This window comes from Paenibacillus sp. GCM10023252, assembly GCF_042653305.1.
In the GTDB taxonomy this organism is placed as follows: Bacteria; Bacillota; Bacilli; order Paenibacillales; family Paenibacillaceae; genus Pristimantibacillus.
On sequence record NZ_JBHSHW010000002.1, the window covers coordinates 68,741 to 88,072 of the forward strand.

Genomic DNA, 19,332 nt, shown 5'->3' on the forward strand with positions numbered 1-19,332 from the left:
ATAAGCTGGAACTACATAAATGAGGGAATTGAGAGAGGGGTATCACTTTTTTGAGAAAAATTGGGGGAAGAAATAAGGTTGTCGCTGGGCTGCTCGTGGTTACGATGCTGATTGTTGCCGGCTGCCAAGCAGTAGGCGGACTTGACCTGAACCGCATGATTGCAAATGCGCTTAAGGTGACGTCCATGGAAGCAGCAGAGACGATGGAGCTGAAGCTGCATCTGAATGAAGAGCTAATGGAAGACATGGACGAGGATGAGACTGAGCTTCTTCGCATGATGGCGAACGTGAAGCTGGAGCTGAAGGATGTGAAGATGCAGGATTCCACGCATGCCTCCTTCCAAGGTAGAATCTACTTCGGTGACAAGACCGATATCGGCTTCGAGATGAGCATGTCGGAGACGCTGATGGTGATGGAGATTGAAGGTGTGAAGCAGCCGCTCGTCCTGGATATGACAGGCGAGGAGCTCATTAATATGGCTGGAGCTGAAGTCGGGGTAGGTGTTCAGTCAGCTGGGGAGACAGAGCTGGATGAAGCATCGCTTACGGCCATCGGACATGAGATTATTGATCAAGTGAGCGGTTATGCCATCCATCACCTTCCTAATCCTGCGGGATTAACGGTGAAGCCGGCTACAGAGTCCATTCATGGTGAAGCCGTCTCGGTCATGCATGTTCAGTCCGAACTTAAGGGCATGGACATCTGGGACTGGGCGAAGTCCTATGTGGAGGCGCTGTCCGCAGACCGCAAGGGTATGGAGAAGATGCTGACAGGCATCTACGACATTATGCTGCAGCATCCCGAGCTGTACGAAGCAGCGGGTGAAGTGAATCCTTATGAGCAGCCTGAACTGGATGCCCCTACGAAGAAGGAGACGATCCGGGAGACAGTGGATGAAGTCATGGATATGATGGAGTCACTGAAGGAAGAGATGGAGCTGGCCGAGGAAGAGGGCGAGGAGGGTGAGCTTCCGCTCGATGAGATTCTGACAGAGGATACGTATATGAAGGCAGACCTGTATGTGGACAGCAAGCTGGATGTTCGCAAGCAGCGGATTGAAGCGGCTGTGAAGCCTGGCGCTGAGCTGACAGAAGGCTCCCCGCTTGAAGGGGTTACGGTCATTATGACTAGCGAGCGCTGGAATGTGAACGGCTCTGTCCAGTCCGAAGCTCCAACGAAGCCTAAGGAAGCGCTGGACCTTGAAGAGATGTTCAGCATGGATGGACGTGACTTGCTGCAGCAGGCAGATTCCGATTCCACGGTCTATGATATACTGAAGAACAAGCTGCACGTTGGACGACAATCTATTATGCTATGGACCGACGATGCGCACCCGCCAATCCTGACTCCGTCAGGAGCTACCCTGATCCCGCTTCGCAGCACGTCTGAGCAGCTAGGCGCTAAGGTCACTTACGACAAGAAGACAAGAGCCATTAAGGTCGTAGACGATGCGACAGCAACGACGCTCAGCATGAAGATCGGCAGCGATTCCGTCCTCGTGAACGGGAAGGCGCAGAAGTGGGCGTTCCCGGTGACGACGATTAACAGCACGACTTATGTCTCGGCGAAGGACTTCGTGAAGGTGCTCGGTGCTGAGCTGCAGTGGGACGAATACGATGAGGAAGATTACGGGTATGTTACGATTGAACGGGAAGTTGAATAAGGAGGCAAGCACGAGCTTATGGAGAAGTTGTTAACGGAAGAAGCATTCCGCGAAGCTGTTGCAAGGGAAGAGGTCACCATTGCTGTATTCAAAACAACCTGGTGCCCGGATTGTCACTTCATCGACCCCTTCATGCCGGACCTGGAGAAGCATTACGCTGGCAAGGCGTCCTTCATTGAGCTGGATCGGGACGATCTGCCGGAGCTCTGCTCGGAGCTTAATATTCTAGGTATTCCGAGCTTCATCGCATTCCGCCAAGGAGTGGAGCTCATCCGGTTCGTCAGCAAGCTTCGCAAGTCCAGAGAAGAGATTGAGCAGTTCGTTGACCGTGCGATTGCGGTTGCGGGCGCTCTCCCTAATCCTTAAGAGGAATGAATGCCGTGCGGCTTACGGGACACTCCCGGCTGCACGGTTTTTGTTTTGTTCACAACTCGAATTCGCAGGGGGAAGTTTCACATTTTCAACATGGCTTTATGCGAATCATATCAGATATAATGAGTTGTGATTACTGAAGGGAAGGGTGAGGAATGACATGATGGTAACTCGCCGTTATCGTATACTTGCTATTGTCACTTGCATCGGAATGCTCCTTGTCCTATTAGGCGGAGCTCTTGTAACTAATACCGGATCAGGCGAAGGCTGTGGAACGGACTGGCCGCTATGCCATGGTAAGTTCATCCCTGCGAAGTCGCTGGAATCCTTAATAGAGTATTCTCATCGGTTCTTAACGGGGGTAGAAGGTCTGCTCGTCGTTGCCACATTACTTGCAACTCTAATTGGTTATCGTAAACATAGAGAGCCAATTATCTATGCTGCTGCGGCGTTCGTGCTGACAGTTGTTCAAGCGTTAATGGGACGTGCAGCGGTCATATGGCCGACATCAGCCCCTGTCATGGCGCTCCACTTCGGCATCTCGATGCTGGCCGTAGCAGCCACGCTGCTGCTCGTCATCTGGACAGGCAGAGCAAGGCGCGGCGTTCATACGACGACGCTGACCGTCCCGCGGTCTGTATTCCCGTTCGTGCTGGCAACAACGGTCTATTGTTATGTGGTCGTCTACATTGGCGCCTTCCTGCGCCATACGGATTCAGCAGGAGGGTGTGTGGGATGGCCGCTGTGCAACGGAGAAGTCATTCCTGAACTTGAAGGAGCGACTCTGTTCGTCTTCATCCACCGCGTAGCGGCGATGATATTCGGGCTAGCGATCGTTGCCCTCTACCTTCACATTAGACGGGTCAGCGGCAGCGGCGGAGTGGATATGAAGCGTCCCGCAGGCTGGGTGCTCACGCTCGTAGTCGCTCAGATCTTAAGCGGTGCTTGGCTGACCGCGACGATCGGCAACGAGGAATGGTTCATCTTCACGAACTTATTGCATAATGTCATCATTACAGGCTTGTTCGGCTTATTAATTGATATGACGATTCGAGCCAAGCGGCTTCAGGAAGGACGGAGACACGGTTGAGCTTACACAACTTGCGTGAATTCATCGAATTGCTTAAGAGAGAGAACGACTTGAAGATTATTGAGGCACCTGTAGATCCTTATCTGGAGATTGCCGAGATTCATAGACGCGTCATCGACGCCGAAGGGCCTGCTCTTCTCTTCACGAATGTGAAGGGGAGCAGCTTCCCTGTGTTCACGAACATGTTCGGGACGAGCCGAAGAGTCGATCTAGCCTTCGGACCGCGACCGGAAGCGCTGGTGAAGCAGATTATTGGAGCGGTAGACCGGATTATGCCGCCCACCTTCAGCGCGATCTGGGGAGAGAAGAATCTGGCTTGGGAGATGCTGAAGGTAGGTCTTAAGGAAGTGCCTGCGGGCAGCGCTCCTGTGCTGCAGGTTGCGAAGAAGGACAAGCCGCTGGCAGGCATTCCGGCGATTACGAGCTGGCAGGAGGACGGTGGACCGTTCGTCACGCTGCCTCTCGTCTATACCGAGCACCCGCAGCATCGCAAGCAGCATAACCTCGGCATGTACCGGATGCAGATCTTCGATGATTCCACGACAGGCATGCACTGGCAGATACATAAGGGTGGAGGGTTCCATTACCACGAGGCAGAGAAGCGGAATGAAGCGCTGCCGGTGTCGGTGTTCCTAGGCGGTCCGCCGGCTCTAATTGCATCGGCGATTGCACCCTTGCCGGAAGGTCTTCCTGAGCTTATGTTGGCATCTCTCATTACAGGGAGCAAGCTCCCGGTTGTAACCGATCCATATGGTATCCATCGCATACCTTCGGAGGCGGAGTTCGTCATCTCCGGCAACGTGCCGCCGCATGTGAGACGTCCGGAAGGGCCGTTCGGCGACCACTTCGGCTACTACTCGTTAACGCATGACTTCCCTGTATTCAATGTGAATCATGTATGGCATCGGAAGGATGCCATCTACCCGGCTACCATTGTCGGCAAGCCTCGCCAAGAAGACTATTACCTTGGCGAATACTTGCAGCGCTTGCTGTCACCTGCCTTCCCGATGGCGATGCCGGGTGTGAAGGACCTGTGGGCCTATGCAGAGACGGGCGTGCATGCGCTGGCAGCAGCTGTAGTGAGAGAAGCATATTCAAGGGAAGCCTTGTCGACCGCCTTCCGCATTCTTGGCGAAGGTCAGCTTCGCCTGACGAAGTTCCTCATCCTGACCGACCAGCCCGTTCAGCTGTCCAGCTTCCATACGCTGCTGGAGACGGTGCTTGAGCGCTTCCAGCCGAGCAAGGACCTGTTCATCTTCGATGAGACGTCCCATGATACGCTCGACTATACGAGCGGCAAGCTTAACCATGGCAGTAAGGGTGTGCTGCTCGGCGTCGGAGAGCCTGTGCGTGAGCTTCCGGCTGTCTATGAAGAAGGACCGATTGATGAGATTACAGCGGCTGTTCCTTACTGCCGCGGCTGCCTAGTCGTATCGGGTGCAGCCTACGAAGCGGAGCCGGCTCTGGCAGAGCGTCTGCTGGAGAGATTGACCGCGAGAGGCACGCAGTGGCCGCTAGTCATACTAGCTGACGATGCTGAGATTGCAAGAGCGCAGACCCCGTTCCTCTGGACCGTATTCACACGCTTCAATCCAGCAGATGATATCTATGCAGGTGCGGAGATTCAGCGCCATCACTTCGGCTACAAGCTTCCAATCGTCATCGATGCCCGCATGAAGCCGGGTTATCCGGATGAGCTGTTCCCGCGCGAGGATATCGTGAAGCTGGTCGACGGACGCTGGAGCGAATACTTCCAGTAGTAGCTGCCGATATGCGGGGTACACTATAGTATTAGCCTAAGACTAGAGGAGGAGCAGGATGCTGCGATTGCTGCTGGATGAACCACCCCGCATACCGGAAGGGAGGCTGGCGGACACCTTCCGCATCATGGAGCAGTTCGCCTCCACGCTTCATCAGCGTGTGGCTGCAGGCCAAGATGTCGATCATAAGCTTCGCACCTATGAGATCTGGACTCGCGGTCTGCTTGCTTCACTCGATGAGCTGGAGCAGAGCCATTATGCGGCGGGGCGATTCGGCAGGAAGGTGAAGTCCGCTGTTCTGGCGAATATGGGAGAGGAAGAGCAGATGGATTACTATCGCTACGTCTATTTTGACAAAAACGCCTTCATCCGCATCTTCTCCATGCTCGACAAGCTGGGTACGCTCCTCAACGATAGTCTGCAGATGCATACGGAACGAATCAAGCCGCACTTCTCTTACTTCACGGTTCTGCGTACAATGAGAGAGAAGAATGCGCATACGGAGCTTACTTGGAGGCTTAATGAGCTGAAGGAGAGCAAGAAGGAAGTTACGAACAGACTCCGCAAGCGGCGCAACAGTGAGATCCATTACATGAACTCCGAGATGCAGGATGATCTCGTGCAGAGCCACAGAACGTACGGGGAAGCTGTGCTGCTGGAAAATATCGAGGCTCAAATGGTTGACTTAAGCGAAGGGCTGCAGCTCGTCATCGAGTCGGTGTATCTGTCCTATGACTATATGACGAAGCAGCTCTCGCCATCCTTGAAGTAGGAAGGCGTAGGGGGGATATCGCCTGTGCTCAGAGGCCGAACCGCATTAATAACAGGCAGCGCTAAGGGACTGGGGAAGCGGGCTGCGTTAGAGCTTGCTGCCGAGGGCTGCGACATTATTATTAATTATCTACATAGTGAAGTGGAAGCGCAGGAGCTGCAGCAGCAGCTTACCGGCATGAACGTGCGGGCTATCGCGATTCGGGCCGATATCTCGACAGCTGACGGGGTAGAGGAGCTGGCTGCCCGCGCAGAGGAATGGAGTCCTTCGGGAATTGATATTCTAATTAATAACGCGGGGCCGTTCATCAGGGAACGCCGGTTATTCGTCGATTACTCGGCCGAAGAGATTACGAGACTCGTGAATGGCAATCTGCTCGGTGTCATGCTGCTCGACCACAGGCTCCTTCCGGGCATGAGAGCGAGGCGTTGGGGACGGATTATCCACTTCGGCTTCGGTCACGCTGCTGAAGCCCGCGCTTGGCCGCACAGGGCGGTCTATGCCGCTGCGAAGACGGGACTCGTCTCCTTCACCAAGACGCTGGCGGTGGAGGAAGCGCCCTATGGCATTACCGTTAATATGATTGGACCCGGGGATATTAGGGGAGACCATAAGGAGATGTCGATCGAACAGGCTGCCAGCTTGATTGATCCAGAGTCTCCGGTTGGAAGGCCGGGTGCTGGCGAGGACGTTGGCAGAGTCATTGTGTTCCTCTGTCATCCGCGCTCTGACTTCATTACGGGCAACCTCGTTAGCGTAACGGGCGGCTTCGATCCGATACGCAATAATATTATGACAAAAAAAGAGTCTTGCCCGCCTGAAGCTTAGCGGGTAAGACTCTTTGCTTATGCGGAGGAGCTCAAGGTAGCTCTGCCAGCAATTAGAATACTTGAACGACCTCTTGTACGCCTTCAACCTCTTCAAGAAGCGCGCGCTCGATACCGGCCTTAAGGGTAATCGTAGAGCTTGGGCAGCTGCCGCATGCACCTAGCAGGCGAAGCTTCACGATGCCATCCTCTACATCAACCAATTCACAGTCGCCGCCGTCGCGCTGCAAGAACGGACGAAGCTTATCTAGAACATCCAGTACCTCATCGTACATCGTTGTGTCTTGGATACTTTCACTCATTGCAATCATCTCCTTTCTAACCTATTATAATACAAAGTATCTTAATTGAAAATGGATATCAACTTAAGTAAGGCAAGGAGATTCATTATGATCCTAAAACCTACCATAGAATTCTGTGCGAGTAACATGCATCACGGAACTGATAACATCATGAAAAAGCTGGAGGCGGACGAACGGTTCGACGTCATCGAGTACGGTTGCCTGGGCAACTGCGGAGAATGCTATATGCTTCCCTTCGCGCTCGTGGATGGAACCATCGTCTCTGCCGAGTCAGTTGATCAGCTGTATGACAAGATCTTATCCTCGGTGGATCAGCAGCAAGCCGACCGGGAAGCATTAGACAGGCTCATTGACGATCTGTGAGCTGACAAGTGTACAAGGCACTATTATCTCCACTCGCCAATACTATCCGAAGTGCCGCTTCGACTTCCACAATACACCGCTCTTGATGAGACGGGGCACACGTCCCATTAAGGCGGTACTGCCCATGAGGCCGAAGCCGCTCTTCTTCCCAAGCGAACCAAGTACTCCCTTAAGCTGAATGCGGGATAGCCTTGGTGTCCGGTCATTCCATATGGCATGCATGACCTCTGCTACTTGCTTGCCCTGCGCCCCTGCTGCCTGACCGCTCGGTGAGAACGGCAGGGAAGCACAGTCTCCCACGATGAATACTTCGGGATGGCTAGGCAGCTGATGATGCTCATTAATAATCAGTCTTCCCTGATTGTCCTTCGGCAGATTCATCCGCTGAACGAGCGGCACCGGCTGAATACCGGCCGTCCATACCGTGACATCGGTATAGATCGTATCCCCTGAACGCTGATCATACAGCGCACCTTGCTCGAGCTTATTGAGCGATACGTTGCCGAGCATCTCCACGTGATGCTCGTTGAACCACGAGGCAACGAACGTCTGCAGCTTGCCTGGGAAGGCAGACATGATGCTAGGTCCGCGGTCAATGATGCGAATGTTAAGATCACTGCGGCTCTCACGCAGCTCGGCTGCAACCTCAACTCCGCTTAATCCCCCGCCCACTATCGTAACTTGCCCATATGGCTTCGTATCATTCAGCAGCTGGTAGGTATGCCTGGCTGCGGAGAAGGTCTGAATACTTGTGGCATATTGCTCTGCTCCTTCAATACCGTGGAAGCGGTCCGTGCAGCCTAGGGCGATAGCCATCCAATCATAGGAGATCGGGTCCTGGCCTTCCAGATGGATAAGCTTCGCATCCATATCCACATCGGTCACTTCACCGTAAGTGAGCTGCAGGCGAGGGTCCACCGGGAACTTCACTCTAAGCTCCAGATCGGACACCGTTCCTGCTGCCAGCGCATAGTATTCGGTTTTAAGCCCTTGGAAGGGCATGCGGTCTATTAGCGTAATTTGAATATCGTTGCTTAAGTTTTTTTCAAGCAGCTCATTGACGAGGGATAATCCACCATATCCTCCGCCGAGCACGACGAATTTTTTCATCAGTTCTCTACCTCACTCACAACTCTAGATGTTAATGTACTGTGGCTAATATATGCCCTAAGCCAAGGGATTACTCAAGCTGACGTTATTCGTATACCTTCACTTCATTATAGAACGTATCCCGCTCGATTGGAGTCCGCCCAGCACCCTTGACGAGCCAGATCAGATCCTCGCGTGTGATGCCTTCAGGCGTCAATGCTCCGGCCGCATGAGAGATCTTCTCCTTCACGATGGTGCCGTGTACATCAGAGGCTCCCATCGTAAGGGCAACTTGGGTCAGCTGAACGCCGATATTAATGAAGTAAGCCTTGATATGTTGGAAGTTATCAAGCATTAATCGTGAGATGGCAATCGTCTTAAGATCCTCATAAGCCGAGTTGCGGCGGCGAATGCCTGCCTTAGGACTTATCGGCTGCATCGAGAGCGGAATGAAGACAAGGAAGCCATTCGTCTCATCCTGCAGCTCGCGAAGGTGTATAAGATGTCTAACCCGATCCTCATGCGTCTCAATCGAACCGTACAGCATCGTCGTATGGGTACGCAGACCAAGCTCATGGGCGGTGCGATGCACTTGCAGATATTGGGTAACGTCTGCCTTGTCTACACGCATCTTCTTCCGATAATGATCCGACAGAATCTCTGCTCCGCCGCCAGTCAGCGACTCTAGGCCAGCCTTCATCAGCTCCTGCAGCACTTCGCGATAGCTCAGACCGCTGATGCGGGAGAAGAAGTCAATCTCCGCCGCTGTGTAAGCCTTCAGTGTCACTTCCGGGAAGCGCTCCTTAAGCGCCCGCAGGGAGTCTACATAGTATTGGAACGGTACGTTCGGGTTATGTCCGCCTACAATATGGAATTCCCTCACGCCTGGGTGATAATGCTGCTCCACATATTCAATCATCTGCTGGCCAGTCAGCGTGTAAGCCCCGTCTTGCCCTTCGTCCTTGCGGAAGTTGCAGAACGCACAATGAGCTTCACACACATTCGTGAAGTATAAGCTCATATTCTCGATGAAGTAGACCTTCTTGCCGTTCTTGCGCATATTCGCTTCGTTGGCCATCTGGCCTATGGTGAGCAGGTCGTCCGATTGATAGAGGAAGACGCCGTCCTCAAGCGTCAGACGCTCTCCGCGCCGAACCTTCTCCTGTATTGCTTGCATGCGTGTACTCTCGGCTGATGTAACGACGTTCATACCGGAGGCCTCCTTATATCTCAGGTGAGTCCGAATCCTTAAGTTTGTGAAAAAAAGAACTTGCTTATCCGATTCAGAAGCTGTAACTATTATAAACCTCATCGTATAGACGGGCAACAACAAAGTCTGACATCCCTTGAGCAAGCGTGGGAAGTGGAGTATAATAGTTGAAGAAGATAAGAATCATTCTAGTTATAAGAATGTTACCATCTTGGTATGGAGGGATGAGCATGATCGCAATTAGCGAATCGGCATCAGATAAAATTAAAGAAATGCTGGAGCAAGAAGAAACGCCTAACCTTTTCCTGCGAATTGGCGTCAAGGAAGGCGGCTGCAGCGGCTTCTCCTATGGGATGGGCTTCGACGATGAGCTGCATGACAATGATCAAGAGCTAAGCGCAACCGGCGGATTGAAGGTCGTTGTAGACCAGGAGAGCATCAAGTACTTGAATGGGCTAGAGATTGACTGGAAGGAATCAGCAATGGGCGGAGGGTTCACCATTGAGAACCCGAATGCATCTGCTACTTGCGGCTGCGGCTCCTCCTTCCGGACAGCAACGGATGCGGGCAAGCCTAGCGAAGCCGGCGAATGTTAAGCTGATACAGGATTGACCAAGGGGGCTGCCCTTGACAATCGAGGGGAATACAGCTATTCTTGCGTAAGTCAAATTCACAAATATAGGTGGTAATCCAATATGGCCTTTAGCTCGGAGATTAAGCATATTCAGACTTCGGATGTGAACGAGAAGTCAGGGCTCTACCAGTACGTAGTTACAACGGTAGACCAATCGAAGTACCGTCTCTTCTTAACGAAGGATCCAGATTGGAAGCTGAAGGACGTTAACCGCTTGCTGAACTTCCCTTGCCCGGTATGCCGCAAGGACTACTACTGCAAGTGCGCGAACAAGCATATGCCTGAGCTGGAAGCGGAATTCATCAAGCAGATGAGCTAATTCAACAACAGTTTAAGAGATGTCTCCGAGCAATCGGGGGCATTTTTTGTGCTTACTGGGAACGATAACCATACAGAAGGAGCCGGCTATGTATCGCATAATGATTGTGGAAGATGATGAGAAGATTAGTACTATTCTGCAGGAGTTCCTTGCCAGATACGGCTTCGACGCGTATCGAACGCCTTCCTTCAATGAGATTACCCAAGAGCTGGAGAGGACCAGTCCTGATCTCGTGCTGCTGGATATTAATCTTCCCTACTACGATGGCTATTATTGGTGCAGACAGATTCGATCCAGGTCGAATGTGCCGATCATCTTCATCTCCGCTCGTGCGGGAGAGATGGACCAGGTCATGGCGATTGAGAATGGCGGAGACGACTATGTGACCAAGCCGATTCATCTGGACCTGCTCATGGCCAAGGTGAAGAGCGTCTTAAGGAGAGCTTACGGGGAATATGCTCCTTCGACGACAGCTGGATCGATATCCGTAGTAGAAGCAAGCGGGCTTAAGCTCTATCTGAATCGTAACGAACTGGAATGGAACGAGGAGCGGGTAGAGCTCACGAAGAATGAGCAGCTGCTCGCAGGCTGTCTGCTTGAAGCAGCTGGTGAAGTCATATCCAGAGACAAGCTGCTAGAGGCATTGTGGGATGATGTTCAGTTCGTCGACGACAACACGCTGACGGTGAATGTGACAAGGCTTAGGAAGAAGCTTGATGGTCTAGGTCTAGAAGGGGCGATCGAGACGGTGCGGGGCATAGGGTACAAGCTCAACATCCATTCTACTAGAGAAGGCCGAGAGAGAAGATGAAGCTGGGGAATTATATTCGGGATCGACTGCTGTACATAGCGGTATATGTACTGGGAGCGGGCTTGGCGATAGGACTGCTGCTGTTGGAGCGATGGAGATATGATCGAATGGTAGATACCGGGACCATCTGGTATTACCTGATTCTATCGGGTAGCCTCCTAATCCTGTGGCTTGTCTTGGACTATGTGTGGAGGCGCCCCTTCTTCAAGCAGCTAGACGAAGCGTTAGCATCTAATCAGGGAATTAAGGAAGTAGCACTAGTCCCCTCCGGAGGAACGAGGGAGCAGCAAGCTGTTCAGCATCTGTTAACGGAGCTGCACAGCAGCTACCTGAACGAGCTGAGGCAATATAGGAAGCAGCAGGAGCTGCGAGACCACTTCATCATGCAATGGGTTCATCATATGAAGACCCCCGTATCGGTCATCGACCTGCTCGCTCAACAAGGGCAGCATGAAGAGCTTGGACTGCAGCAAGATTCGGCTGTCAGGGCTGCGTGGACAAGCGTAGCTGAAGAGACGGAGCGCCTCACGAGTGGTCTGGAGATGATGCTTACAGCAGCTAGGCTGGACAAGTTCGAGATGGATGTCCATCCGAAGCAGCTCCCGCTGCATGAGTTGATTCGAACGGCTGTCAATCGGCACAAGCGGCTGTTCATCCGGCATGCAATCTACCCTAGTATTCAAGGAGAAGCGGTCGTTCAGAGTGATGAGAAGTGGTTGGACTTCGTGCTTAATCAGTTGATCAGCAACGCTATTAAGTACTCACAAGGCAAGGAGGGCGCGAAGCAGCTCCGAATTGCCCTGCACTCCCTGCCCAGCGGAGGGACTGTGCTCGAGCTGGAGGACGAAGGAGCTGGCATCCCTTCGCATGATTTGCCACGTGTGTTTGATCCTTTCTATACCGGGGAGAATGGTCGAACGGGCAGAGAGTCAACCGGCATGGGGCTCTACTTGTCGAAGCAAGTATGCGATAAGCTGGGGCATGAGCTGACGCTGACCTCTGAGAGGGGGAGAGGGACGAGGGTGAAGCTCGTATTCGAGACCACTAGTCTTCATAAGTGATGGTTAGGTGACAACTCTGTAATGTTCGGGGCGGCAATTGCAACGGTAATCGATGGGTTCCTCCTCCAAGCGGCGATATACTACAGGTAGTGATTCAGAGCAGCTACTAAGGGAGGATATAGGAATGAGCATATTGCAAGCGCAAGGACTCAGCAAGGTATACAGCAGCAAGGGGAATGTGTCCTACAAGGCACTGGAGGATATCGACTTAACGATTGAGGCAGGGGAATTCGTAGGGGTCATGGGGCCTTCGGGGAGCGGGAAGACCACTCTGCTTAATCTGCTCTCCACCATTGACCGTCCGACGTCTGGCGTCATCGAGATTAATGGGGTGGAGCCGACCCGCCTTGATGCGAATAAGCTGGCTATGTTCCGGAGACGTGAGCTGGGGTTCGTCTTCCAGGACTTCAACCTGCTGGATACCTTGTCCATTAAGGAGAATATCATCCTGCCGCTTGTACTGGATGGGATGGCTCCTAAGCAGATTGAACAGAAGGCTGCAGCCATAGCAGACGTGCTGCACATCACGGGTATTATGGACAAGCGTACGTATGAGGTGTCCGGCGGACAGAAGCAGCGGGCTGCTATTGCAAGGGCGCTTATTCATCAGCCGTCTATCGTGCTGGCGGACGAACTAACGGGCAATCTCGATTCCAAGTCGGCGAAGGACGCCATGGACGCGCTGAAGGATATGAATGAGCGGCTGCGGGCGACCATTCTGATGGTTACGCATGACCCGTTCTCAGCGAGCTATTGTGAGAGGATTCTGTTCATCAAGGATGGGAAGTTCTTCTCCGAGCTTCGGCGCGGGAGCAACCGACAGGCATTCTTCCAACAGATTCTAGACTCTCTCAGTCTGCTGGGAGGGAGCTTCGAATGAACTTCCGATCTCTTGCCATGTCCAACATTCGGGGCAACTGGAGAGCGTACAGCGCGTTCTTCCTCAGCAGTGTATTCTCTGTCCTCATCTTCTATATCTATGCCTCGTTCCTCTACCATCCAGATGTCTTGAGCGGTGTCATTGTTGGAGCGAATAAGGTTAGAAAAGCTCTCGAGCTATGCGAATATGTCATCGTCATCTTCTCCTTCCTGTTCGTGCTCTATGCCACTTCCGCCTTCTTGAAGACAAGGAAGCTGGAATTCGGCCTGCTAAGCTTGTTCGGCATGACGAGATTGCAGCTTCGCAAGCTTGTAATCTATGAGACGATCGGAATTGGAATGTTAGCCATCGGGACAGGCATTGCGGCGGGCATGCTCCTCAGCAAGCTGTTCTTCATGGCCATTGGTGTGTTGCTCGGCAGCAGTTCCTCCATCGCCTTCGCTGCTCCGCTGCCTGCTATCGGTCTGACAGCTGGAGGATTCCTGGCCATGTTCCTGGTCATTGCAATTGTAACGTCGCTTAGCACCGGGCGATCGGAGATTATCGAACTGATTCGGGCGTCGCGCAAGCCGAGATCTGCACCGAAGTATTCTCCATGGCTGTCGCTGCTTGCAGCGGTGTGCTTGGGTGGAGGCTACTACCTGGCTGTCGATATAAGCAGTGTTACCTTCAATGTATACGCGCTGCCAATATTAGCTCTAGTCTGCGTGGGTACTTACTTCCTGTATACACAAGCCAGCATCTTCATTGTACGCGGGCTGCAGAGGAGGAAGGCTATCTATTATGACCGTACGAATATGCTGACCCTCTCTCAGCTTGCTTACAAGATGAAGGATAACGCGAGGATTCTGTTCATCGTAACGCTGCTGAGCGCGGTCATTCTGACAGCATCCGGAGCGGTATACATTATGCAGGTGAACAGCAAGGAGAATGCAGTGCGCATATCTCCCTACACGATCGCCTTCACGGAGAAGGGAGAGGGCGTTCATGAGGTAATCCAGCCGGAGAAGCTGGAGGAGTTCCTCAAGGCGGAAGAGTTGGACATTAAGCATCAGCTTAAGTTGATTGGCATTCCGGCGGGCAGGGCAAGCATAGATACGAATGTAGGGAACATAGAGTATCCGAGTCGCCAGCTTCTGTTCGTATCTGAGAGTGATTATAACGTGATGGCAGACCAGCAATCCATCAGCACAACGAATCTGCAGCCGCAACAGGCTGCACTGGTGATCAGCCAATGGGATAAGCAGGACTACAGTGACGCTAAGCTGGAGGTAACTGTGGGCGGAGAGGTCATGTCCCTTCCTATCACAAGCACGCTTAACCGTGAAGTGATGAATAAGATAGATTATGCGTATGGACTCATCGTTCTTGATGATACCAGGTACGAAGATTGGCTCGCGAAGACGCCAGAGTCGGAGCGAATCATCGTATACGGCTATGAGCTGGTGAGCTGGGAGAAGGCTGTAGATGCGATGGCTAAGCTTAAGCAGCAGTTGCCGGAGGAGTTGAGGATGCAATACAGTGTTCAGCGAAGCATTGACTACGCGGATGCCAAGCAGACCATCGCCCTCACGCTGTTCATCGGCCTGTTCATCTCTCTGCTCTTCTTCGTCGCCTCGGGGAGCATGATCTACTTCAAGCTGTTCACCGAGCTGCAGGAGGATATCGCTCAATTCAAGGCACTGCAGCGAATCGGGATGACGGGAAGGGAGATTCGCAGAATCGTTACCTCGCAGATTGCCGTCGTGTTCTATCTGCCTGTGCTGCTTGGCTCCGTACATGCCCTGTTCGCCATGCAGACGCTGGACAATCTGATGGGCAGCTCATATTGGGCCTATGCGTTCGTCATCATTGGCATCTATGCCTTCATGCAGACTGTGTACTTCGTCTTAGCTTCCTCAAGTTATAGGAGGAAAATATCGGGAGGAAGCAGAGGGTAGCAATGCGCTCAGCAGCAAGCTCGGCCCTCTATCCACCGCTCAAGCCCGAAGCCTAGAATTGACTTCCTGTTCGATCCGCTCATACGTAATTGTCCAGTGAGAGGCATGCCAGAGCACCTCTCTGCGATGGATCAGGAAGATCTGAGGTGATTCATGCTTCGTGCCTAAGTCCGCTGTCATCTGGTTGGATACAGATCGGGACTCTATGACCTTGACCATGACACACGACAGCTTCCGCTTCGGCTTGCGTGCATAGACAGTGAACTCTCCATAAGCCGCTCCGCTAATCGGGCAAGCCGTGCTGTGCTTGAGCAAGAGCACAGGCTCCTTATCCGAGTGGCGGAGCACCTCATTCCATTCCTCAATCGTTGTCAGCTCTTCATAATTCAGCTTCATCTTATAGGTATCTCCTCTCGAGCAGCGGATGCTGGATGTTTGATGACATTGACTGTTCATCTATGATACGATCTCGAATAGACAACCGGTTCAATTAATGGAGAGGAGCAATTCCCTGCATGAGCAAGTATTGGAATGAGACCATTACCGCCTTAACCCCCTATGTACCCGGCGAGCAGCCGAAGGACAAGCAGTATATTAAGCTGAACACGAATGAGAATCCGTACCCTCCGTCACCTAAGGCTGTCGAAGCGATGAAGGCTGCTGTAGGCGCCGATCTTCGGCTCTATCCTGATCCAACATGCGACCATCTCGTTCACACCGCGGCTAAGTATTATGGCGTATCACCGAAGCAGGTGTTCGTCGGCAACGGCTCGGATGAGATTCTAGCCTTCGCCTTCGGAGCCTTCTTCTCCCCTGCCAAGCCAGTAGCCTTCGCCGACATTACCTACAGCTTCTACAAGGTGTACGCGAAGCTGTACAATATTCCGGCTGAGCTCATACCGCTCGAGGAGGACTTCAGCCTGCCCCTGCAGCCATTCATGAATGGAAGCTATGGAGGCATCGTCATTCCGAACCCGAACGCGCCTACGTCGAAGGGCATACCAGCAGATGACTTCCGCGAGCTGCTGAAGAGCAGCTTGGATCAAGTAGTCATCATTGATGAAGCCTATATTGACTTCGGCGGGGAGTCGGCAGTCAAGCTGATTGATGAGTTCCCTAATCTGCTCGTCGTGCAGACGCTCTCCAAGTCTCGGTCACTCGCAGGGCTGCGGGTAGGAGTCGCTCTTGGCAGCGAGGAGTTCATCGAAGGACTGAATCGTATGAAGAATTCCTTCAATTCCTATACGATCGATCGCATTGCCCTTGCTGGAGCAGCTGCGGCCTATGAGGATGAGGCTTACTTCCAAGAGATGAGGCTGAAGGTCATATCTACTAGAGAGAGCACTTCTACTGAGCTAACCAAGCTAGGCTTCCATGTGGTGGACTCTATGGCTAACTTCGTATTCGTCTCTCATCCGAGTAAGCCTGCCCAAGAGCTATTCCGACAGCTAGGGGAGAGAGGAATCCTCGTTCGTTACTTCAATCAGCCGCGAATTGACAACTACTTGCGGATTACGATTGGAACGGACGAAGAGATGTCTGCCTTCCTGTCGACAGTCCGTGAGCTGGTGGGTGAATAGGATGCGAACCTACAACAGCGGACCTGCGCTCATGCAGCAGATTCGTGAGACCAGGCTGCCGGATCATGCTCTTGCGCTATGGGCGCTCGGTCAAGAAGGCTTCTTGGTGAAGTACGGGGAGACGAAGATATTGTTCGATCCCTATCTGACGAACTGGGTGTTCGAGCTGGCGGGAGAGCCATGGTCGCGCAGATTCGTGTCTCCGTTAGCGCCCGAGGATTGCGAAGAGATTGATTATGTCATCATTAGCCATCATCATGAGGATCATATGGATAAGCAGACCTTGCAGGCGCTCAGCCGTCATGAGCAGACGAAGTTCATTGTGCCAAGAGCTCATCTCTCCTTAATTCGCAGCTGGGGCATTCGTGAGGAGCAGCTTATTGGAATATCTCATCTGGAGATAGTAGAGTTAAGCGGAGACCTCTCCCTTGAAGCCCATGCGGCGATGCATGAGCAGCTGGAACAGAATGAAGAAGGGGAGCATCTCTATCTTGGTTATGTGCTTAGCCTTGGAGACATCAGGCTGTATCATTCCGGTGATACGATCGGCTTCCCGGAGCTGGTCGCTTGGCTCCAAGTGAAGCAGGCCGACATTGCAATGCTTCCGATTAATGGAAGGGATTATGTCCGCCGAGGGTCGGGTATTGCAGGGAATACCAATTATCGGGAGGCGGTCGACATAGGTGCGGCCATCGGAGCGGATCTGCTAATTCCGATGCACTTCGGCCTATTCCCGCATAATGATGAGAATCCCGCCTACTTCGTTGACTATCTGTACAGCCATTACCCTGAGCAGCGGTTCCATATGTTCACACCAGGTGAGCGATTCATCTATATGAAGTAGCAGCTGCACAATAGAGAGCCTGCGGAAGATGTACAGCATCTTCCGCAGGCTCTAAGCTGCTGCGAGTCATTTTTATCCTCTGTGGCGAGGCACATAATCAGGATAGTCGGTAATAATGCCGTCGACTCCCGCATCCAGGAGAGGCTGGACATAGACCGCATTGCGTACCGTCCAAGCCATGATTCCCATATCAAGAGCATGGACTCTATTGACAAGATCCTCACTAATGTAAGCAAGGTTAGGATTAATGTAATCGGCATAAGTGCTGAACTGTGCCAGTGCTTCGTCGGTCAACTGATTGGCGCTTGAGGTGAGAATGCCGACCGGAATATCGGGAAGCAGCTTGTGGAACTTCTCAACAGAAGCGGTCTCGAAGGATTGAATGATGACTTTGCCGTTGTTAGGCTTATCTAGATTACGATCACTTAAGGCGTCGGCTACCTTCTGTTCAATACCGGGATAGAGGTAGGAAGCCTTAATCTCAATGAGAATTCCGATCTTGCCGCGATACTCATCGAGCACTTGTTCAAGGGTAGGGATCTTCTCGCCTTGGAAGGCGGGGGAGAAGAAGCTTCCGGCATCGAGCTGGCTCAGCTCTTCGTAAGTGAGAGAGCGTACAGTACCCGTGCCGTCAGTCGTGCGATCAACGGTCGTGTCATGAATGATAACCAGTCTGCCATCCTTGCTCAGCTGTACGTCTAGTTCAAGGAAGTCGGCCTTCATAGCCACAGACTGTTCAAAAGCAGCCATCGTGTTCTCTGGAGCGTAACCAGATGCCCCGCGGTGAGCGACTGTAATGACCTTATCTTCCTTCTCCGTCGCAGCACTGACTCCTGCTGCTTGCCCAGCCATAAGACCTGCGGCAAGCATAAGTACGATAGCTGTTTTTCCCATTCGCTTCATTGTTGATGATTCCTCCTCAAGAATGTAGGATGCTTTCCTGTAAGACTATAGGGGAGATTTGTCAACGGAAGATGCGGGTAATCTAATGTTCTTGTTAGTTTTACAAGGACATTGTCATTATTACCTTTTTCATCCATGTATATTAAGTTAGGAGGACTAGGAGATTAGATGAGAACGACCGCAGAGAGTGCTAACCGCGGTTCCGAAGGGTCAGGCCGTATCCTTGATATCTACCTGCTGTCTGGCGTAGCGACGATGCCGGGCTTCTTCCTCAGTCTGGAGCAGGCGCTGCTTGCAAGATGCCGTGAGGAAGGATGGGATGCCGCTATCTATAGAATGGATCCATACGGAGATCATACGCGGAGAGTGTGGAGGCAGGTACCTGAGGTGTACGGGGACTTCTCATTCCGATCTGGGGTGCATGGTCCTAGAGCAGAAGCCGTCGTACATGCCATTCAATCTTCGTATCGTGGAGGCGGGCTGCTGCTCATCGGACATAGCGGGGGAGGAGTTGCAGCCTATCTAGCCGCAGCTAAGCTGCTTGATGCGGGGGCTGCCCCAGACTGCCGAATCATTCAGATTGGTTCCCCTCGAGTGAGAATAAGCCCCGAGCTGCAAGCAGCGGTCACCCATCTTGCGGCAGCCGACAACACCGGTAAGCGCAAGGATCCGATTACAAGACTCGGCAGCTGGGGGGGACCTGTTCGAGGAAGGGGAGGCCTATGGACGTGGAATCAGCTGAAGCATGCGCCTCAGGATAGACTGGTCGTGCCGCTAATCGGAGGCCATGCTGATTACTTCCGAAGCAGACCTCCTTATATTCATAGGGATGAGAGTTCGAATCTCGATCGCACACTTGGCGCGTTCTGGCCAGGGGTGAAGGACTATATGGGCCTTCGCTGGCGCTAGCC

21 protein-coding genes are annotated in these 19,332 nt (G+C 52.6%); 16 read left to right on the plus strand and 5 right to left on the minus strand.

Features of this window, described 5'->3' with window-relative positions; genetic code table 11:
• Positions 1–50 precede the first annotated feature (50 nt).
• From ACFO9Q_RS02090 to ACFO9Q_RS02115, 6 genes are all read left to right on the plus strand, one after another.
• The gene (locus tag ACFO9Q_RS02090; protein ID WP_379178179.1) at positions 51–1,664 is read left to right on the plus strand and encodes a copper amine oxidase N-terminal domain-containing protein; all 1,614 of its coding nucleotides are present in this window, start codon (positions 51–53) and stop codon (positions 1,662–1,664) included.
• A gap of 18 nt (positions 1,665–1,682) precedes the next feature.
• Positions 1,683–2,030 (plus strand): thioredoxin family protein, encoded by a 348-nt coding sequence (locus tag ACFO9Q_RS02095; RefSeq protein WP_379178181.1) that lies wholly within the window; start codon positions 1,683–1,685, stop codon positions 2,028–2,030.
• A 166-nt stretch (positions 2,031–2,196) separates the two neighbouring features.
• Positions 2,197–3,126 carry a COX15/CtaA family protein gene (locus ACFO9Q_RS02100; protein ID WP_379178183.1) on the plus strand — a complete coding sequence of 310 codons (930 nt, stop codon included), beginning with the start codon at positions 2,197–2,199 and terminating at the stop codon, positions 3,124–3,126.
• Entirely contained in the window at positions 3,123–4,886 is a 1,764-nt protein-coding gene (locus tag ACFO9Q_RS02105; protein ID WP_379178185.1) for a UbiD family decarboxylase, read from the plus strand. The genes ACFO9Q_RS02100 and ACFO9Q_RS02105 overlap by 4 nt, the downstream gene beginning before the upstream one ends.
• Before the next feature lie 58 nt (positions 4,887–4,944).
• Positions 4,945–5,658 carry a Cthe_2314 family HEPN domain-containing protein gene (locus ACFO9Q_RS02110; protein ID WP_379178187.1) on the plus strand — a complete coding sequence of 238 codons (714 nt, stop codon included), beginning with the start codon at positions 4,945–4,947 and terminating at the stop codon, positions 5,656–5,658.
• Positions 5,659–5,682: 24 nt separating this feature from the next.
• Positions 5,683–6,486 carry an SDR family oxidoreductase gene (locus tag ACFO9Q_RS02115; protein WP_379178189.1) on the plus strand — a complete coding sequence of 268 codons (804 nt, stop codon included), beginning with the start codon at positions 5,683–5,685 and terminating at the stop codon, positions 6,484–6,486.
• A 52-nt stretch (positions 6,487–6,538) separates the two neighbouring features.
• Here ACFO9Q_RS02115 and ACFO9Q_RS02120 read toward each other — a convergent pair whose 3' ends face one another.
• Positions 6,539–6,787: a NifU family protein gene (locus ACFO9Q_RS02120; protein WP_379178191.1), complete on the minus strand. Its 249-nt coding sequence runs from the start codon at positions 6,785–6,787 to the stop codon at positions 6,539–6,541.
• A gap of 87 nt (positions 6,788–6,874) precedes the next feature.
• On the opposite strand from ACFO9Q_RS02120, the gene ACFO9Q_RS02125 reads away from it, so the two are divergent.
• Positions 6,875–7,150 carry a YuzB family protein gene (locus tag ACFO9Q_RS02125; RefSeq protein ID WP_379178193.1) on the plus strand — a complete coding sequence of 92 codons (276 nt, stop codon included), beginning with the start codon at positions 6,875–6,877 and terminating at the stop codon, positions 7,148–7,150.
• A gap of 42 nt (positions 7,151–7,192) precedes the next feature.
• Here ACFO9Q_RS02125 and ACFO9Q_RS02130 read toward each other — a convergent pair whose 3' ends face one another.
• Both ACFO9Q_RS02130 and mqnE read right to left on the minus strand, forming a co-directional pair.
• Entirely contained in the window at positions 7,193–8,260 is a 1,068-nt protein-coding gene (locus ACFO9Q_RS02130) for an NAD(P)/FAD-dependent oxidoreductase (RefSeq protein WP_379178195.1), read from the minus strand.
• Between the two features lie 85 nt (positions 8,261–8,345).
• Positions 8,346–9,449: an aminofutalosine synthase MqnE gene (gene mqnE, locus ACFO9Q_RS02135; RefSeq protein WP_379178197.1), complete on the minus strand. Its 1,104-nt coding sequence runs from the start codon at positions 9,447–9,449 to the stop codon at positions 8,346–8,348.
• A gap of 230 nt (positions 9,450–9,679) precedes the next feature.
• Between mqnE and ACFO9Q_RS02140 the strand changes: the two genes are divergently transcribed.
• From ACFO9Q_RS02140 to ACFO9Q_RS02165, 6 genes are all read left to right on the plus strand, one after another.
• Positions 9,680–10,045: a HesB/IscA family protein gene (locus ACFO9Q_RS02140; RefSeq protein ID WP_379178199.1), complete on the plus strand. Its 366-nt coding sequence runs from the start codon at positions 9,680–9,682 to the stop codon at positions 10,043–10,045.
• Positions 10,046–10,144: 99 nt separating this feature from the next.
• Entirely contained in the window at positions 10,145–10,402 is a 258-nt protein-coding gene (locus tag ACFO9Q_RS02145) for a hypothetical protein (protein ID WP_379178201.1), read from the plus strand.
• Positions 10,403–10,490: 88 nt separating this feature from the next.
• Entirely contained in the window at positions 10,491–11,213 is a 723-nt protein-coding gene (locus ACFO9Q_RS02150) for a response regulator (protein WP_379178203.1), read from the plus strand.
• On the plus strand, positions 11,210–12,274 hold the full coding sequence (locus ACFO9Q_RS02155) for a sensor histidine kinase (protein ID WP_379178205.1): 1,065 nt from the start codon (positions 11,210–11,212) through the stop codon (positions 12,272–12,274). The genes ACFO9Q_RS02150 and ACFO9Q_RS02155 overlap by 4 nt, the downstream gene beginning before the upstream one ends.
• 124 nt (positions 12,275–12,398) lie before the next feature.
• Positions 12,399–13,154: an ABC transporter ATP-binding protein gene (locus ACFO9Q_RS02160; RefSeq protein ID WP_379178207.1), complete on the plus strand. Its 756-nt coding sequence runs from the start codon at positions 12,399–12,401 to the stop codon at positions 13,152–13,154.
• The gene (locus ACFO9Q_RS02165) at positions 13,151–15,094 is read left to right on the plus strand and encodes an FtsX-like permease family protein (protein WP_379178209.1); all 1,944 of its coding nucleotides are present in this window, start codon (positions 13,151–13,153) and stop codon (positions 15,092–15,094) included. The genes ACFO9Q_RS02160 and ACFO9Q_RS02165 overlap by 4 nt, the downstream gene beginning before the upstream one ends.
• A 39-nt stretch (positions 15,095–15,133) precedes the next feature.
• Here the strand turns inward: ACFO9Q_RS02165 and ytxJ are convergent, their stop codons facing one another.
• On the minus strand, positions 15,134–15,490 hold the full coding sequence (gene ytxJ, locus ACFO9Q_RS02170) for a bacillithiol system redox-active protein YtxJ (RefSeq protein ID WP_379178211.1): 357 nt from the start codon (positions 15,488–15,490) through the stop codon (positions 15,134–15,136).
• A gap of 119 nt (positions 15,491–15,609) precedes the next feature.
• Here ytxJ and hisC point away from each other — a divergent pair, with 119 nt between their 5' ends.
• Positions 15,610–16,674 (plus strand): histidinol-phosphate transaminase, encoded by a 1,065-nt coding sequence (hisC, locus tag ACFO9Q_RS02175; protein ID WP_379178213.1) that lies wholly within the window; start codon positions 15,610–15,612, stop codon positions 16,672–16,674.
• A 1-nt stretch (position 16,675) separates the two neighbouring features.
• Positions 16,676–17,518: an MBL fold metallo-hydrolase gene (locus tag ACFO9Q_RS02180; RefSeq protein ID WP_379178215.1), complete on the plus strand. Its 843-nt coding sequence runs from the start codon at positions 16,676–16,678 to the stop codon at positions 17,516–17,518.
• A 72-nt stretch (positions 17,519–17,590) separates the two neighbouring features.
• Here ACFO9Q_RS02180 and ACFO9Q_RS02185 read toward each other — a convergent pair whose 3' ends face one another.
• Positions 17,591–18,421, minus strand: coding sequence for a glycerophosphodiester phosphodiesterase (locus tag ACFO9Q_RS02185; RefSeq protein WP_379178217.1), 831 nt, complete (start codon positions 18,419–18,421; stop codon positions 17,591–17,593).
• 168 nt (positions 18,422–18,589) lie between these two features.
• On the opposite strand from ACFO9Q_RS02185, the gene ACFO9Q_RS02190 reads away from it, so the two are divergent.
• The gene (locus ACFO9Q_RS02190; protein WP_379178219.1) at positions 18,590–19,330 is read left to right on the plus strand and encodes a lipase family protein; all 741 of its coding nucleotides are present in this window, start codon (positions 18,590–18,592) and stop codon (positions 19,328–19,330) included.
• The last annotated feature ends 2 nt before the right edge of the window (positions 19,331–19,332 follow it).

Excerpts from the sequence above, each read along its gene's own strand:
- ACFO9Q_RS02095 (WP_379178181.1), top strand. The coding sequence starts at position 1,683 with ATGGAGAAGTTGTTAACGGAAGAAGCATTCCGCGAAGCTGTTGCAAGG.
- ACFO9Q_RS02100 (WP_379178183.1), top strand. The coding sequence starts at position 2,197 with ATGATGGTAACTCGCCGTTATCGTATACTTGCTATTGTCACTTGCATC.
- ACFO9Q_RS02110 (WP_379178187.1), top strand. The coding sequence starts at position 4,945 with ATGCTGCGATTGCTGCTGGATGAACCACCCCGCATACCGGAAGGGAGG.
- ACFO9Q_RS02120 (WP_379178191.1), bottom strand. The coding sequence starts at position 6,787 with ATGAGTGAAAGTATCCAAGACACAACGATGTACGATGAGGTACTGGAT.
- ACFO9Q_RS02125 (WP_379178193.1), top strand. The coding sequence starts at position 6,875 with ATGATCCTAAAACCTACCATAGAATTCTGTGCGAGTAACATGCATCAC.
- ACFO9Q_RS02130 (WP_379178195.1), bottom strand. The coding sequence starts at position 8,260 with ATGAAAAAATTCGTCGTGCTCGGCGGAGGATATGGTGGATTATCCCTC.
- mqnE (WP_379178197.1), bottom strand. The coding sequence starts at position 9,449 with ATGAACGTCGTTACATCAGCCGAGAGTACACGCATGCAAGCAATACAG.
- ACFO9Q_RS02140 (WP_379178199.1), top strand. The coding sequence starts at position 9,680 with ATGATCGCAATTAGCGAATCGGCATCAGATAAAATTAAAGAAATGCTG.
- ACFO9Q_RS02145 (WP_379178201.1), top strand. The coding sequence starts at position 10,145 with ATGGCCTTTAGCTCGGAGATTAAGCATATTCAGACTTCGGATGTGAAC.
- ACFO9Q_RS02150 (WP_379178203.1), top strand. The coding sequence starts at position 10,491 with ATGTATCGCATAATGATTGTGGAAGATGATGAGAAGATTAGTACTATT.
- ACFO9Q_RS02155 (WP_379178205.1), top strand. The coding sequence starts at position 11,210 with ATGAAGCTGGGGAATTATATTCGGGATCGACTGCTGTACATAGCGGTA.
- ACFO9Q_RS02160 (WP_379178207.1), top strand. The coding sequence starts at position 12,399 with ATGAGCATATTGCAAGCGCAAGGACTCAGCAAGGTATACAGCAGCAAG.
- ACFO9Q_RS02165 (WP_379178209.1), top strand. The coding sequence starts at position 13,151 with ATGAACTTCCGATCTCTTGCCATGTCCAACATTCGGGGCAACTGGAGA.
- ytxJ (WP_379178211.1), bottom strand. The coding sequence starts at position 15,490 with ATGAAGCTGAATTATGAAGAGCTGACAACGATTGAGGAATGGAATGAG.
- hisC (WP_379178213.1), top strand. The coding sequence starts at position 15,610 with ATGAGCAAGTATTGGAATGAGACCATTACCGCCTTAACCCCCTATGTA.
- ACFO9Q_RS02180 (WP_379178215.1), top strand. The coding sequence starts at position 16,676 with ATGCGAACCTACAACAGCGGACCTGCGCTCATGCAGCAGATTCGTGAG.
- ACFO9Q_RS02185 (WP_379178217.1), bottom strand. The coding sequence starts at position 18,421 with ATGAAGCGAATGGGAAAAACAGCTATCGTACTTATGCTTGCCGCAGGT.
- ACFO9Q_RS02190 (WP_379178219.1), top strand. The coding sequence starts at position 18,590 with ATGAGAACGACCGCAGAGAGTGCTAACCGCGGTTCCGAAGGGTCAGGC.